The sequence below is a fragment of the Citrobacter europaeus genome (genome assembly GCA_020099315.1).
GTDB classification, from domain to species: Bacteria; Pseudomonadota; Gammaproteobacteria; order Enterobacterales; family Enterobacteriaceae; genus Citrobacter; species Citrobacter europaeus.
On sequence record CP083650.1, the window covers coordinates 3084825 to 3099257 of the forward strand.

General features: G+C 50.9%; 13 protein-coding genes. 1 reads left to right on the forward strand and 12 read right to left on the reverse strand.

The annotated features are described in order from the left end of the window. Positions 1 to 4: 4 nt before the first annotated feature. The 9 genes from wcaF to LA337_14745 all read right to left on the reverse strand — a co-directional run bounded on the left by wcaF (position 5) and on the right by LA337_14745 (position 8891). Positions 5 to 559, reverse strand: a complete 555-nt coding sequence (gene wcaF / locus LA337_14705; protein UBI14434.1) for a colanic acid biosynthesis acetyltransferase WcaF — start codon at positions 557 to 559, stop codon at positions 5 to 7. Positions 560 to 568: 9 nt separating this feature from the next. Continuing rightward, entirely contained in the window at positions 569 to 1315 is a 747-nt protein-coding gene (gene wcaE, locus LA337_14710) for a colanic acid biosynthesis glycosyltransferase WcaE (GenBank protein UBI14435.1), read from the reverse strand. Positions 1316 to 1320: 5 nt separating this feature from the next. Then, positions 1321 to 2538, reverse strand: coding sequence for a putative colanic acid polymerase WcaD (wcaD, locus tag LA337_14715; protein UBI14436.1), 1218 nt, complete (start codon positions 2536 to 2538; stop codon positions 1321 to 1323). Further along, positions 2513 to 3730, reverse strand: coding sequence for a colanic acid biosynthesis glycosyltransferase WcaC (wcaC, locus tag LA337_14720; GenBank protein ID UBI14437.1), 1218 nt, complete (start codon positions 3728 to 3730; stop codon positions 2513 to 2515). Before wcaC ends, wcaD begins: the two co-directional genes overlap by 26 nt. Next, positions 3727 to 4215, reverse strand: a complete 489-nt coding sequence (gene wcaB / locus LA337_14725; protein ID UBI14438.1) for a colanic acid biosynthesis acetyltransferase WcaB — start codon at positions 4213 to 4215, stop codon at positions 3727 to 3729. Before wcaB ends, wcaC begins: the two co-directional genes overlap by 4 nt. Positions 4216 to 4217: 2 nt before the next feature. After that, positions 4218 to 5060 (reverse strand): colanic acid biosynthesis glycosyltransferase WcaA, encoded by an 843-nt coding sequence (gene wcaA / locus LA337_14730; protein ID UBI14439.1) that lies wholly within the window; start codon positions 5058 to 5060, stop codon positions 4218 to 4220. Between the two features lie 77 nt (positions 5061 to 5137). After that, positions 5138 to 7300, reverse strand: coding sequence for a tyrosine-protein kinase Wzc (gene wzc, locus LA337_14735; protein UBI14440.1), 2163 nt, complete (start codon positions 7298 to 7300; stop codon positions 5138 to 5140). Continuing rightward, positions 7300 to 7746, reverse strand: coding sequence for a low molecular weight protein-tyrosine-phosphatase Wzb (gene wzb, locus LA337_14740; GenBank protein ID UBI14441.1), 447 nt, complete (start codon positions 7744 to 7746; stop codon positions 7300 to 7302). Before wzb ends, wzc begins: the two co-directional genes overlap by 1 nt. Before the next feature lie 5 nt (positions 7747 to 7751). Further along, the gene (locus LA337_14745) at positions 7752 to 8891 is read right to left on the reverse strand and encodes a polysaccharide export protein (protein UBI14442.1); all 1140 of its coding nucleotides are present in this window, start codon (positions 8889 to 8891) and stop codon (positions 7752 to 7754) included. Between the two features lie 654 nt (positions 8892 to 9545). Here LA337_14745 and LA337_14750 point away from each other — a divergent pair. Then, on the forward strand, positions 9546 to 11129 hold the full coding sequence (locus LA337_14750; GenBank protein UBI14443.1) for a TerC family protein: 1584 nt from the start codon (positions 9546 to 9548) through the stop codon (positions 11127 to 11129). A gap of 44 nt (positions 11130 to 11173) precedes the next feature. On the opposite strand, the gene asmA is transcribed toward LA337_14750, so the two are convergent. From asmA to udk, 3 genes are all read right to left on the reverse strand, one after another. Next, the gene (gene asmA, locus LA337_14755) at positions 11174 to 13027 is read right to left on the reverse strand and encodes an outer membrane assembly protein AsmA (protein UBI14444.1); all 1854 of its coding nucleotides are present in this window, start codon (positions 13025 to 13027) and stop codon (positions 11174 to 11176) included. Positions 13028 to 13052: 25 nt separating this feature from the next. Then, positions 13053 to 13634 carry a dCTP deaminase gene (gene dcd / locus LA337_14760; protein UBI14445.1) on the reverse strand — a complete coding sequence of 194 codons (582 nt, stop codon included), beginning with the start codon at positions 13632 to 13634 and terminating at the stop codon, positions 13053 to 13055. 91 nt (positions 13635 to 13725) lie between these two features. Continuing rightward, the gene (udk, locus tag LA337_14765) at positions 13726 to 14367 is read right to left on the reverse strand and encodes a uridine kinase (protein ID UBI14446.1); all 642 of its coding nucleotides are present in this window, start codon (positions 14365 to 14367) and stop codon (positions 13726 to 13728) included. Between the last annotated feature and the right edge of the window lie 66 nt (positions 14368 to 14433).

A 14433-nucleotide genomic window follows, 5' to 3' on the forward strand; every position in this document is an offset into this window, starting at 1 on the left:
CCCCTCAGGGAGTAACTTTTTCGACGCGTTTGCGCGTGACTACTGCGGGATTTCCCCGACAAACGACATTTGCTGGCAGCGATTTAAAAACGCTGCTTCGTGCTCCGACGACGGTGCCATCGCCAATGGTCACGCCAGGCGCGACAAAGACATCTGTCGCCAACCAGCATTTATCACCAACCACTATCGGTGTGGCGTTAATATCAAAATATTGACTGGCATAATCATGACTCCCGGTGCATAAATAACTTTTTTGCGAAATAACCGCGTGAGCACCAATAGTAATATCACCCAACGTATATAAAACCGCGTCATCACCCACCCAGGCATAATCTCCCAGGGTCAATTTCCACGGATAAGTAATTTTTACTGAAGGTCGAATAACTACGTTTTTTCCTATTTTCGCGCCAAACATGCGTAATAAAAATGCGCGCCAGCGGTACATGACCTGCGGTGACCAGCGAAACAATGTTGCTTGCACTGCCCACCATAATTGGACTTTAATGGCGCCACCACCACGAAAACCAGCAGGCACTTTAAATCCGCTTAAATCCTGCATAATTTGCCCTTACGTTTTTCCATATAAAGCTTTTGTTTTACCGGTTGTGCGCAGACGTAAATATTCTGACAATCCGGTCCAAAAACCTGGCATATGTAATATCTGGCGCTGTACCTTTTTGGCATCCCGGCACAATTCCAGATTATTCGTCGTTGACACGCCACCCATGGAAAACTCTGACACCAGCCCGCTCAGTTTTTTAAAAGCATAACCGGATTTGTATAATCGGGCAGCTAATGCGTAATCGGACGATATTTTATATTGCAAATCATAGCGCCAGACATTCAGTCCAGAGAGCGGAAAGAAGATGGCCTGATGGCTGGCGGGCAGGCTGTGATAAATATACCAACCCGGCTTGGCTCGCCGCTTAATTTTGTTGCCATTGCCGAAATCCAACAACGCATCACCAATAACCATAGTTTTATCGCTTTGCGTTTTCAGCTGACGGATAAAACAAGCCGAATCCGCATGCAGAATATCCCCGGAGTTGAGGAACAGCGCAAACCGCCCGCGCGCCATAGCGATACCTTTGTTCATCGCATCATAGATGCCCTTATCCGGCTCGCTGACAAACCGTAACCGGTGCTCTGCGCTAAGTCCTTCAAGAAAGGATGACGTACCATCAGAAGAGCCGCCATCAACAACAATCCACTCAAAACTGATATCATTCGCCTGCGCCAGATGTGCCAGTGATGCGTGAGTTTTGACGATCCCTTCCAGATTGCGAAAGGCGACGGTGATAATACTGAGCAGCATGTGATTTACCTCGCGATATTCAGCGCCTTGCGCAAAATAAACGGACACACAATTAAAAACGCGTATTCCGGACTAAATACTGAGCCTGTAAAAAACAGCGACAGTGGCGTAAAAAGATAAAGCTGCACCCGATAATTCTGATTATCACCAAACGCATTGATCATCATTTTCATGACTTTCCCCATGTACCATAGGGCTAATATCACCGCGAACCATGAAAAATAAATAATCAGCAGATACAAGCCATTGTCTATTGTTTTACCAACATCTGCACCGTTAAAAATTCCGAATGACGCAACATATTCATAAAGTGAGCCGAATCTCACTACCCCATCAACGTTAAGTAACGAATAACCGACCATCACTAATGGTCCTACGATCCGATAATACGATGACGAACCTTCAGTTCCTAAATCTCCAAGGCGCGTTGCGATGTATGGAAAAGCAAATATCACTCCAACTACAAATACGCTTAATGAGATTATCGCCAGCGGTAGCTTCTTTTTTATCGCATCCTTATTCAGATACTGGAACGCCCACTCCAGAAGATAAAACAAAATAAACGTCATTACCCCTGAAAACGATCCCGATAATATTATCCCTGCCAGAATCATAGCATCGGACTTAGGCGTTTTGATACCAAACTGTTTGATGCTGAGCCAAATTGAGATTAACGCCAGAGCGAAAAATGCCGGTTCGAAATAGAGCGCAGTAGTACGTTTTCCACCAAATTTAATAAAGTTCAGAACATAGCTGTTACTGTAAATAAGATATTTCGAAATAACTTCCATTAAACTGCTGCCGCCACTGAGAATTATCTGCGCCATTTCAACTGCAGCTAACCCCACCACCAGTCCCACCGCCAGCCAGAAAAACCGCAAGATCTTAGTGTAGTTATGCGGTGAAATGGTTTTGAAGCGAATACTCCACACCATGCCAATGATCACCACGGTATAAATAAACAGCATTGCGGACGTCACGTACTTGCTGGCATCCAGTGACTGACCGAACAGATAATTAAACGCCGTCAGCCCGCCCCCCATGCCCAACGCAATCATTAATTTTTTGATATTAATGCGCTCGACAAACAGCAACAGCAGAACGGGTAAGAAGGTGACGATAGTTATTGGGAAGCTCTCGCCAAGCTGGGCGAGTTTGACGTTGACCAGCAAATAAAGCAGCGGTAGCACCAGATAGCTACAGATTCTGATAGAACGAGACATATTCCTCCAGCATCTGTTGCCCACTGTATGCCACCCGGCTGCGCTGGCTGAACGCAGCAAGCGACGTGTCAAACACCGCCTGCGCAATGTCTGATTTTTTCAGTTGCACCAGTTGCAATACGTCCGCTTCGCTGAACGTTTTACCGCCCGATTTTGCCAGTACTTCTTGCGCGGCGTCACTGTGCGTGGCAATAACCGGTACGCCAATGGAAAGCGCTTCGCACAGGATCAGCGGGTAGTTATCAACTCGGGAGCTGAACACCAGGCCATCCATCTCGTTTAGCGCACTCATCAACGTGCGCTTATCGCTTTCAAACCCGTGATTGATGACGTTATCTCCCGCAAATGGCGAAAATTTGCCAAAAGTATGCAGCTCAATTTTGTCTCCGAGCGCTACCATCGCTCGCACCAGTTGCTGGCTGGTTTTCCCGTCATAGCGCAGATCATGAGCCACCACGGCGATTTTCGGTCTACCGCTCCCCTCATGCTTAGCGGGAAGCTCGGCAAGAATGGATTCAGTTGCTACATCGATGCCGTTGTTAATAATACGGCAGCGTCCCACGCCATACAGGCTGTTGAATGCGTCGGCCACATGCTGACTGGGCGAGATAAACTGGCAGCCCAGCGCCAGCATGGCACGAAACATCTGCCGCTTACCGGGTAACTGCTGATGGGCTTTATCGATTTTTACCGGCGGATAGTTACTGAGCGTTGGGCATTTCTGGCAGCCCGTTTTCCAGTTTTCGCAACCATCGGTAAAGGCACAGCGCCCGGTCACGCTCCAGTGATCGTGCAGCGTCCAGACGAAGGTAACATCCGGTTTACACACCTTCACTTTTTGGCAAAAGGTGACCACCTCTTCCAGGTTCAACCAGTAGCTGTGCAACACATGAAAATGCAGGACCTGCGGGCCGCTGGTGCGGATAACTTCACGGTATAACTTGTCGAGATTGCCAAACAGATCGCGGTTCGCGAAACGAAACAGCGCAATGTTCACCGCCGACGTCAGGCGTGGCGTATGTTTGAAAACCTGCGGGTAATTCGCATGGCTGACGCTTTTCTTACCTCCTTTGCCATAGCCATAGACAAAACGCGAGGACAGCCCTTTCTCCAGCGCCCTCAGATGTAAATCTAACGCCACGCCAGCCGCCCCACCTTCTGCGAGCCGCACATTAAACTGTAATATCTTCATTTTATTACCTTCACCCGAGCCTTCTCACCCACGACCAGCGCATTGTCCGGGACGCTATCCACCACGACGCTCCCGGCGCCAATCGTCACGTTATTGCCAATAACAACGTTGCCGAGCAGAGTGACATTCGCTCCCAACTCAACGCCGTTACCAATAACTGGACAGGACGGATCGTTGGTACCCAGATTGCCGATGGTGACACCGTGACGCAGAGTAAAATCATCCCCTGCCACCACGTGTTTATTAATAACCACCCCATAGCCATGATGGATGGTGAAACGACGACCAATAGATGCAGCAGCCTGGATTTCATAGCCGAACAGGCATTCGGTGATAAGGCGATACATCACCAGCACCGGGGCGGCCCACAGGTTATTCAAGACATTTTTTTTACGCCAGACGGAGCAAAAATGGGCAATCCGATAGGCCACCACCATGCAGCAGGGGCGAAGACTCCAGCTATTAGCGCGTAAATCTTCCAGCATACTTAACGACCTCGCATTCCGTCGGCCAGACGCTTGCTGTTGCGAACAGAAAGCAGCGTCAGCAACGTGCGCCAGTTCATCCGTTTGTTGCGGATCTGATAGAGAGTAAACAGCTGATATTTCTTGCTGGCCCGGTCAAATTTGCCTTTGTGTTTACGGTAAAACTGAAAGTAGCCGGAGAATTTTTTCGGCGATGAGGTAATACGCATTTCACCGTGATTGACATGCAGGATCTGCGTTGCCTCTTTTACCTTCCACGGTTTACCGTACGCCACTACCATACGCAGGAAGATGTCGTAATCCTGCGCCGCTTTCAGCGTGGTATCGAACAGGCATGCTTTAAACCGCCACGCCCAGGTAAACACCTGATTACCAATGATATTACGCTTATAAAATTTACGACGTGAATAACCGGATTTCGGATACAGCGGCAGGCTGGCCGGTTGCGAATACACTTCGCCTTCGCAGACATAGTCATTGGCGTACAGAAACGCCCGCGTGACCAGGTGATGGCGGTAGTTAAGAAAGATGCTCAGGCGGTTCGGCGTCCATTCATCATCATCATCAATTCCCGTAATATACTGCCCACTGGCCTGCATAATGGCCTGATTACGCACCGCGCAGGCCCCGGAGTTAGTGGAATTATGCGTATACGACACCCGCGGATCGTTGAGTTCCTCAACAAACTGCTGCAGTTGCTCATACGAGGAAGAGCAATCATCCACAATGATCATCTCCCAGTGAGGATAGTCCTGGCGCAATACCGATTTAATCGCCCGGATAGCCAGCTGTTGACGGTTCCAGGTTGGCATATAAATTGAAATTAGTGGGTTTTCTGTCGTCATTTTCGTTTCCCAAATAAAGTTGCCTGATGGCGCTACGCTTATCAGGCCTACATTCGATATGCGTTGCTGTTCGTTATCTATTTCGAATCCGACGTGTATTCGTATTCGTAGTAACCGTAATCCTGATACCCGCTGGCGCGGCGGAAGATAGAGTTGAGGATCACCCCTTTCACCTGAATGCCGTTTTGCTCGAAGCGACTCAGGCTGGTTTCCACCTCTTTCAACGTGTTGACCGCATAACGGGCCACCATCAGCGTGGTTCCGACGTGACGACCCACGATAGCCGCATCGGTCACAGCCAGTATTGGCGGCGTATCAATCAGCACCAGGTCATAGTGCGAGCTGGCCCAGGCAATCAGTTCGCCGAAGCGCTCGCTCATCAAAAGTTCGGAAGGATTGGGAGGGATTTGACCGCGAGGGATCAGATCGAAATGCGCAATGGATGTCGGTTTCGCGCCAGATGAGATATCCCCCTTGCCGATGAGGATCTCAGACAGACCGTTAACGTTATTGGTCCCCAGCAGCTCGTGGGTATAGCCTTTACGCATATCGCAGTCGATCAACAGCACGCGTTTGTTGGTCTGGCTGATGACCGCCGCCAGGTTGGCGCAGACAAATGTTTTACCAATCGACGGGCTGACGCCGGTCAGCATCAATACGTTATTGCGCGCCTGCATCATGGCAAAGTGCAGGCTGGTACGCAGGCTGCGGACCGCTTCTATCGCGAGATCCGTCGGATTTCCCACCGCCAGTAACTGGCTTTGCTTGTAGCGTTTCACACCTTTGATGGTCTGAACGTTATCACGCGCTTTTTGCCATTCAGACAGCGGAATACTGGCATACACGCTGATACCATGTTCTTCCAGCACCTGCGGGCTTTCAATGCCGCGATTAAACAACGATCGCAGCAATACGCCCACCACTGAAAGCATCAAACCGAGAATGATACTGCCGAGAATGATGAGTGCCGTTTTCGGTTTCAACACGCCAGGCTGGGCAATCGCGGGATCGACGATACGCACATCTCCGACCGTACTGGCCTCGGTGATCTTCAGTTCCTGTTGCTTGTTAAGTAACTGCATATAGACCTGCTGACCAGACTCCACGTCGCGCGTCAGACGGACAATTTCCTGCTGCGTTTTTGGCATCGCCGTTACGCGTCCGTTCAGCTTGCTTTTCTCATCTTCCAGCGCCTGGCGTTTTTCCAGCAACGTGCGGTACGCCGGATGCGCTTTAGTAAACAGCTTGGAAATTTCCGCTTCTTTGAAGGTCAGCTCATTAAGCTGCGCGTCAATATTCACCATTGAATCCAACACCGCTTTGGCTTCCAGCGGCAAATCCACGGAGTCTTTGTCCTGACGAAAAGCATTTAACTTGTTTTCGGCAACGTCCAGCCGGTTACGCACCACGGGGAGTTGCTTTGCCAGAAACGCCAGACTTTTAGCGGCCTCTTCAGATTTACGCTCCACGTTTTGTTGCAGATAGTTGCGGGTAATACTGTCAAGGATCTGGCGGATTTGCTCACGATCTTCGCCGGTAAAGGTCAGGCTCAATACGCCAGTATCTTTTCCGGTTTCCGTCACCATCAGATTATTTTGCAGGGTGTTTATCATGCCCAGCGTGGAGAATTTACGCACGGTAAATTGGCTCTCAGGGCTGGCATGAATAGCCTCCACCAGCATCGTCACGCCATCATGTTCCAGTATCTGCCCTACCTGCCCCTGGGCGCTAAATCCTCCGTCACTCACCAGTTGATAGCGTTTGTCATTCAGCACGCTGATTGTGAAGGTCTGTTCATTCATTGCCTTTGGCAGCGTGAAGGTGGTCACGTTAACTGTTTCGTTCTGACGGCCCATCAACCGATCCCAGCCCGCGCCAAAAATGGGGAACGTATCTTTGGTAACGGCAATATCCAGATTGAGATCGTCTACCGTTTTCCCCAATACCAGCCGTGACTGGATGAGCTGAATTTCCGCTTCAGAGGCCGGAGGTTTGTTCGACAACGCCGAGCCAATATCCTGCACCAGTGAATTTCCGGTATTTTGCTCAATTTGCACCAGCGCATCCGCACTGTAGATTGGTGTGGCAAACAGCGTGTAGATCGCGGCGCACAATGCAAATACCGCGGTGATGCCAAGTACCCACCAGCGGGCTTCCACCACCGTTGCGACCAGACGACCAATATCGATTTCATCATTGCCCGTTACCGGCGCAGCAGACTGTTTAACTTTTTCTGTCATTATTTTCCCTGCTCTGCGTTCAATGCCTGAGCCCATTGGCGGGCAGACCGTTCAAGTAATGCGTACACCGCGTCAAACGCGTCCCGGCTTTTACGATACGGATCGGGGATTTCACGCTCGCTGTCCCAGTGACCAAAGAGCATCACTTTGCCGCGCATCTCCGGCACCATTTCGCACAGAGCAGCAATATGGCGTTTTTCCATGGTCAGGATCAGGTCATATTCCCGGCACATTCGTCCCGAGATCTGCCGGGCACAATGATTCTCCAGAGACAGGTTGTGCGCCTGCGCCACGCTGATGGCGTTCGGATCCGCACCTTTGCCCACCAGCGCCCCGAGGCCGGCAGAAGATACCGTCAACGCCGGATGAAATTGTCTTAACAAGCGCTCTGCCGTCGGGGAGCGGCAAATGTTTCCCACACAGACAACTAATATTTTGTTAAACATGATGATTACCAGTTGTGAAGGTCGCTGGCCGTGTCCGTCATATAGCGAACACCGCTAATAGTCGGCAGCAACTGATTGATCAAACGGTTCCAGCGAGCAACCGGCGCAGTCGTGACATACACCACATCGTAGGGTTGAAGTCGGAATGAGGTCGCCATCACCAGCGATGTCGCATCGGACATATCAAGCTGATAGATATTGGCTATTTTGCCGTTGTTCCCGCCGTCGCCTTTCAGTGGTCGAATAACAAAAATACCGCTGGCGTTGGAGGTGGTCAGATCGATACCTTCCGCATTGCCCAGCGCTTCGGTAAGCGTCATGCCGCTGAAGTCCATTTTGAGGGTGCTCTGTTTTTTCACTTCGCCCATCACAAAGACTTTCAAATCGTCATTACGCGGCACAAACAGAATGTCGCCAGGATAGAGCAGACGGTTCTGGCTCAGGTCGCCATTTTGCATCAGCGCTTGCAGTGAAATGCGTTGCTCTTGCCCTTTATGAGTCAGTACAACGTTGCGCCAGTCTGCCGCCTCGGTAAGACCGCCAGCGGCGTTGATGGCATCGAGAACAGTAAGCGGCACGTTGGTAATGGCCTGCTGGCCGGATTTGTTTACCTGCCCGGAGACATAAGCCTTCTGCGAGCGGAAAGCGGCGATATTAACGTCCACCTGCGGGTCAGCAATGTACTTCGCTAAGCGCCCGGTAATATCACTACGAATTTCAGCCAACGTCTTTCCTACTACGCTGACTTTGCCAATGTAGGGGTAAAACATGGAGCCATCAGGCTGAACCCAGTTGCCGGTATCGCTTGAGCTACGATACTGCCCGGCGGGGGTGGTAAGTTCAGGGTGATCCCAGACGGTCACATTCAGGACATCACCCGGACCAACCCGATACTGATACCCGGCAATCTCCTGGTCGAGAGACATATTAGGCTGTGCAACATTTGGTCGGGGGCGTAATTGTTCGACCAGCCGCGGGGTGAGTGGATAAACATTCACCATGCGATCGATATCAAAATCAGCGTCCTGCTGTTTAATCACATCTTTGCCCATCGTAGACATATTGCTGCCCGGAAGCACGGTACAACCGTTTATCAAGATTACCGATACCAATACTGGCATCAATTTAAGTTTGGATTTCATCATTGATTATTTATCACTTTGGCAGAGTAATTATCACATGCAATCTAAATAGCGACTTCGCCTGTACGCATTTACCTTGCCGTTAATTGAAATGGAATTTAACTGGCATCAATCCTAAAAAAAATGAATTCATCTGCGGTCTCTTGACAGAAGAATTTAGGCTTGTTTCAGGCGACCAGACACGCTACCGCCCCTGGCTTCAATAGCTACCAATGCACTGATTAATTTAAATTTTTATCTTCTCCTTTATTTTCATCACATTTACAGCGGCAACGCATCAGAAATAGCGCCTCTGATTGACGAGGAAATATTTGCCTTTTGATTATTACCGCAGGAATTGTTGCAGCTAAGAGAATGTCAGGCAAGATAACAAGCCGCCAACAACTCGCTTTTAAGATTAATATTAAGCGTTGAATTTGTATATTTTTAGGATTTTATTGATGTTGACAATATTGATATAGAAATATCCACCTGCGATATTTCCTAAATATATTTGGATTAATAAAACTATTTCCTGTAGTTACATTAAGGCTCATATCCTGCATTTGACCGGATATCGCTGACAGAGAAATCCCTCCTCGCCATTGCATTTTTCGCCAGTTTTACCCATGATCGAATTGTGACAATTGTCATACAACTATGGGTATAGCATTTACTATGGAATGGATTGCCGATCCGTCAATCTGGGCCGGACTGGTCACGTTAATCGTGATCGAACTTGTTCTTGGCATTGATAATCTTGTTTTTATTGCCATCCTCGCGGAGAAACTGCCTCCAGCCCAGCGGGATAAGGCGCGTATTACCGGGCTACTGCTAGCGATGGTCATGCGCCTGCTGCTGCTGGCATCAATTTCCTGGCTGGTGACGCTGACCACGCCGCTGTTCAGCATTCGCGACCTGAGCTTCAGCGCCCGCGATCTGATCATGCTATTCGGTGGTTTCTTCCTGCTGTTTAAAGCCACTATGGAGCTAAATGAACGGCTGGAAGGAAAAGACAGCGATAACCCCACCCAACGTAAAGGTGCAAAGTTCTGGGGTGTCGTCGCGCAAATCGTGGTGCTGGACGCCATCTTCTCTCTGGATTCCGTCATTACAGCCGTTGGGATGGTCGATCACCTGGCGGTGATGATGGCTGCGGTAATCATCGCCATCAGCCTGATGGTGCTGGCCAGCAAGTCGCTGACGCGCTTTGTTAACAGCCATCCAACGATTGTCATTCTTTGTCTGAGCTTCCTGCTGATGATTGGTTTCAGCCTGGTTGCCGAAGGATTTGGTTTCCATATCCCGAAAGGTTACCTGTACGCCGCCATCGGCTTCTCGGTGATGATTGAAGCATTGAATCAGTTGGCTATCTTTAACCGTCGTCGCTTCTTGTCTGCCAACCATACCTTACGCCAGCGCACCGCTGAGGCGGTGATGCGGCTGCTGAGCGGGCAAAAAGAAGACGCCGAACTGGATGCCGAAACTGCGGCGATGCTGGCGGATCATCATGAAGGACAGATTTTTGCCCCTCAGGAGCGACGGATGATTGAACGCGTGCTGAACCTTAATCAGCGTACCGTCAGCAGCATCATGACCTCGCGCCACGATATTGAACACATCGACCTCAATGCGCCCGAAGCAGAAATCCGCGCTTTGCTGGAAAAAAACCAACATACGCGTCTGGTGGTCACCGGCGAAGATGAGCAGGAAGAGTTGCTCGGCGTGGTGCATGTCATCGACCTGTTGCAGCAGTCCCTGCGCGGTGAGCCGCTCGATTTACGCGTCTTGATTCGTCAGCCTCTGGTGTTCCCGGAGACCCTGCCGCTGCTTCCGGCGCTTGAGCAGTTCCGTAATGCCCGAACGCACTTCGCTTTTGTGGCCGATGAATTTGGATCCGTCGAAGGGATTGTCACACTCAGCGACGTCATGGAAACCATCGCAGGTAACCTGCCGAACGAGGTAGAAGAGATTGATGCCCGCCATGATATCCAGAAAAATGCTGACGGTACCTGGACCGCTAACGGACATATGCCGCTGGAAGACCTGGTGCAGTACGTGCCTATCCCGTTGGACGATAAGCGTGAATATCACACCATTGCCGGGCTGTTAATGGAGTACTTGCAGCGCATCCCGAAAACCGGGGAGGAAGTACAGGTTGGCGATTTCCGATTGAAAACCCTGCAGGTGGAAAATCATCGCGTGCAAAAAGTCCAGCTGATACCGCTGCACAATGAAGAAGAGATGGATTACGAAGTGTAGTTCAAGAGCCGGAGGCGGCATCATCCGCCATCCGGCAATATGAATCAGAGTTTATCCAGCAACTTTTTAACATCCTTGCCGTTGCGAGAGTCTTTGTTGCGATCGGCCCAGTCATTCAGACGACGTTTCGCTTCATCCTGCAGATGCTTACGCAAAAGCTGGTCGACCTGCAGATTGTAGTTCAGCGCCTGCCACTGACCGTAGACTCTGAGAGGTACCGGGGTGGCCTTCAGGAAGTTAATTAGCTTACTTTCGCCATCCCAGCCGCCGAGGACGCGAATATTAAACAGCGTGTCGCAATTCTGCTTCACCAGATCCAGCGTTCCCTTACCGGTCAGCGCCAGCATCGACGACTCACCGGCCATGTTATCCAGCGTCACCTCGCCATTATCCAGCGTCATATCGGTTACAAAACGATCGAGGCGAGTCACGTTATCCAGGTTTTGCTGGGCTTTAACATCCCCACCGCTACGCTCGACGGCCTGTTGTATCATCTGCTGGAAGTTCATCCCTTCCATTCGCGTATCGTTCATTTCGACATGGGCCTGCCCTTGCCAGCTATGACGAAACGCCTGAGCATCGATATCTGAGCCAGAGAAATCACCCGCCAGCGACAGTTTACCGGTGAGGGCGATTGGATAGTCGAAAGCTTTCAGGATAGTACCAATTTCTACGCCATCCAGCCGCGGATGGAAGACCGCTCGCGGCTGCCCTTTTCTGGCATCCAGCGTACCGGGAAGCGACACCAGCCCGCCGTCACTTTTCCCCTGCAACTGGGCAACGTTCAATAAGCCGAACTGGTTGTCAATTTTTGCCGAGACATTGTCAAACGCCATTTTCCGCCACAGCACTTTGTCAGCCTGCAAAGCGATGTCTGCCGAAAAGCCCTTAAGTCCCTGATACGAAACGGCATCAACCTGCGAAGCAATGACGGGGCGCGCCAGCGTTGGCTGACTCTGACCTTGCTGAGCCTCACCGTTAGTGGTCGTCGCAGCCTCACGTTGTACGAGCAGATTATCCAGATTGAGCTGGCCAAACTTGAGGTCGACGACCCATTCTGGTTTATCCAACAATGACACGTGAACTTGCCCGGCGAGAGAGCTGTCGTTAGCGGTCAAATGAATCTGGCTAAACGCGAGCTGTTTTTTCTCTTCCAGCCACTGTGCCTGAAGCTGTCCCTGACCCTTGATCCCCTGCGCCGGCAGATCGGCTCCCTGCAGTTGCCAGCTTAGCTGTTGAATATTCGCGGATAAGTTGTGCGGATAGTCGGAAGCATCGACGGTGCCGTTGAAAGATAAAGCAAGGTCACGCTGATCGCGGTTCACGCGCCCGGAGAAATCAAACGTGCCGCGGTGCTGGTTATCCTGTTCCATGTCCAGACGAATATCGCGAACCGTGACCTGCTCATCGTCTTCATGCTGGAAGACCAGGACACTATCGGCAACGCGCAGGCGCGCGATGTCAAACGACCACCCTCTGTCTTCAGCCAGGTCGGGCAACGTATTGTCTTTTGGAGCCACGGGCGCATCTTCGCCGCGCACCGCTTCAGTTTGCGGGGTCAGTTGAATCACCGCGCCTTTGAGCATCACCTGCTTCACGCTGAGCTGGTGACTCAATAGTGGCCACAACGCGACGTCAAGACGCATATTATCGGCACGAATCAGGGGTTCGCTGGCGCCTTCAGCCGTTAACACCATGCGCCCCGAGAGGATACTCAGTTGAGGCCAAACGTGCCAACGCAGAGGACCATCCAACTGCAGTTGATATCCGCTACGCGCCGCAACCTGCTTGACCATATACGCGCGGAAATCATTCGGATTCACCAACAGTACTAACGCAGAAAAACCGGCCACCAGCACGACCAGTAAGATCATCAGCGTCGTCAGAAATCGTCTCATGCTATCCCCAATGGACTGAAAAAACTCAGTCTTTATCGATTCGGCTGGCAACGGCGCCCTGCTGATCGCGATACTTTGCATCCTGACGACGGTTGTAAGGTCGCGCCGCCGGACCAGAAAGCGGTTCGAAGCTTAATGCGCCAATCGGCATGCCTGGACGCAGGGCCAGCGGTAGTTTCCCGGAGTTGTAAAACTCCAGTACGATGCAGCCAGACCAGCCCGGATCGATACGGTGTGCGGTGACGTGTACCATCAGTCCCAGACGCGCCAATGAAGAACGTCCATCTAACCAACCGACGAGATCGGAAGGCAGCGTCACGGATTCGAACGTCACTGCCAGCGCCAGTTCGCCCGGGTGCAGGAAAAACGCCTCGCCGTCTTTAAGGACGATTTCATCACTCATCACGCGATCCAGCGCGGCGCTGACTTCATCTTTCGGCCCGCTCAAATCGATATACGCCGCCGTATGACCGCGGAACGTACGGAATTTGTTGCCAAGGCGCACATCTACCGTGGCGCCGTTGATTCGCTCGACAGGAGGGCGTGGATTGATCGACAGGCGACCTTCATCCAACCAGGCTTCAATATCTCGGTCACATAAACGCATGGCACTTTCTCCTTTCGTGCTTCAACCCCTTAATGCCAGGTGCGTTAAGGGTGAACCAGGTTATCACTGAACGGTACACAATTCGCTGAACTTATTCAAAGAACTGACTGATTTTAGCCTTCAGAATATCGATGGCGATGCGGTTTTTACCCCCGCGCGGCACAATGATGTCGGCGTATTGTTTTGAAGGCTCAATAAATTGCAGGAACATCGGGCGGACGGTTTTCTGGTATTGCGCCATCACAGAATCCATTGAACGACCACGTTCGTTCACATCCCGCTTGATACGGCGCATCAGGCAAATATCCAGCGGCGTATCGACAAAAATAGAGAAGTTCATCTCATCGCGCAAACGCGCATCCGTCAGCAGCAAAATGCCTTCCAGGATGATGACTTTTTTGGGTTCGATGTGAATAGTGTCTTGCGTGCGCGTATGCTCAACGTAGCTGTACACAGGCAGCTCAATGGCACTGCCGCGTTTCAGAGTTTGCAAATGTTGGAACAGCAGGCTGTGATCCATCGCGTTCGGATGGTCGTAGTTGGTTTTTACACGTTCTTCCATCGACAGATGGCTTTGATCTTTGTAATAGCTGTCTTCGGGAATAACGCCAATATGTTCGTCACCGACTTGTTCACGCAATTCGCGATAAAGAGTACTGGCAATAAGACTCTTGCCGGAAGCCGATGCGCCGGCAATGCCGATAATGACGCACTGATGGGACTGATCAGTCATAAATTTAGCGACCTGATTAACCTGGATGTAAGGAAGGGCGGCGCCGAAACGCCAAACGCGGCAATT

Excerpts from the sequence above, each read along its gene's own strand:
- wcaF (UBI14434.1), bottom strand. The coding sequence starts at position 559 with ATGCAGGATTTAAGCGGATTTAAAGTGCCTGCTGGTTTTCGTGGTGGT.
- wcaE (UBI14435.1), bottom strand. The coding sequence starts at position 1,315 with ATGCTGCTCAGTATTATCACCGTCGCCTTTCGCAATCTGGAAGGGATC.
- wcaD (UBI14436.1), bottom strand. The coding sequence starts at position 2,538 with ATGTCTCGTTCTATCAGAATCTGTAGCTATCTGGTGCTACCGCTGCTT.
- wcaC (UBI14437.1), bottom strand. The coding sequence starts at position 3,730 with ATGAAGATATTACAGTTTAATGTGCGGCTCGCAGAAGGTGGGGCGGCT.
- wcaB (UBI14438.1), bottom strand. The coding sequence starts at position 4,215 with ATGCTGGAAGATTTACGCGCTAATAGCTGGAGTCTTCGCCCCTGCTGC.
- wcaA (UBI14439.1), bottom strand. The coding sequence starts at position 5,060 with ATGACGACAGAAAACCCACTAATTTCAATTTATATGCCAACCTGGAAC.
- wzc (UBI14440.1), bottom strand. The coding sequence starts at position 7,300 with ATGACAGAAAAAGTTAAACAGTCTGCTGCGCCGGTAACGGGCAATGAT.
- wzb (UBI14441.1), bottom strand. The coding sequence starts at position 7,746 with ATGTTTAACAAAATATTAGTTGTCTGTGTGGGAAACATTTGCCGCTCC.
- LA337_14745 (UBI14442.1), bottom strand. The coding sequence starts at position 8,891 with ATGATGAAATCCAAACTTAAATTGATGCCAGTATTGGTATCGGTAATC.
- LA337_14750 (UBI14443.1), top strand. The coding sequence starts at position 9,546 with ATGGAATGGATTGCCGATCCGTCAATCTGGGCCGGACTGGTCACGTTA.
- asmA (UBI14444.1), bottom strand. The coding sequence starts at position 13,027 with ATGAGACGATTTCTGACGACGCTGATGATCTTACTGGTCGTGCTGGTG.
- dcd (UBI14445.1), bottom strand. The coding sequence starts at position 13,634 with ATGCGTTTATGTGACCGAGATATTGAAGCCTGGTTGGATGAAGGTCGC.
- udk (UBI14446.1), bottom strand. The coding sequence starts at position 14,367 with ATGACTGATCAGTCCCATCAGTGCGTCATTATCGGCATTGCCGGCGCA.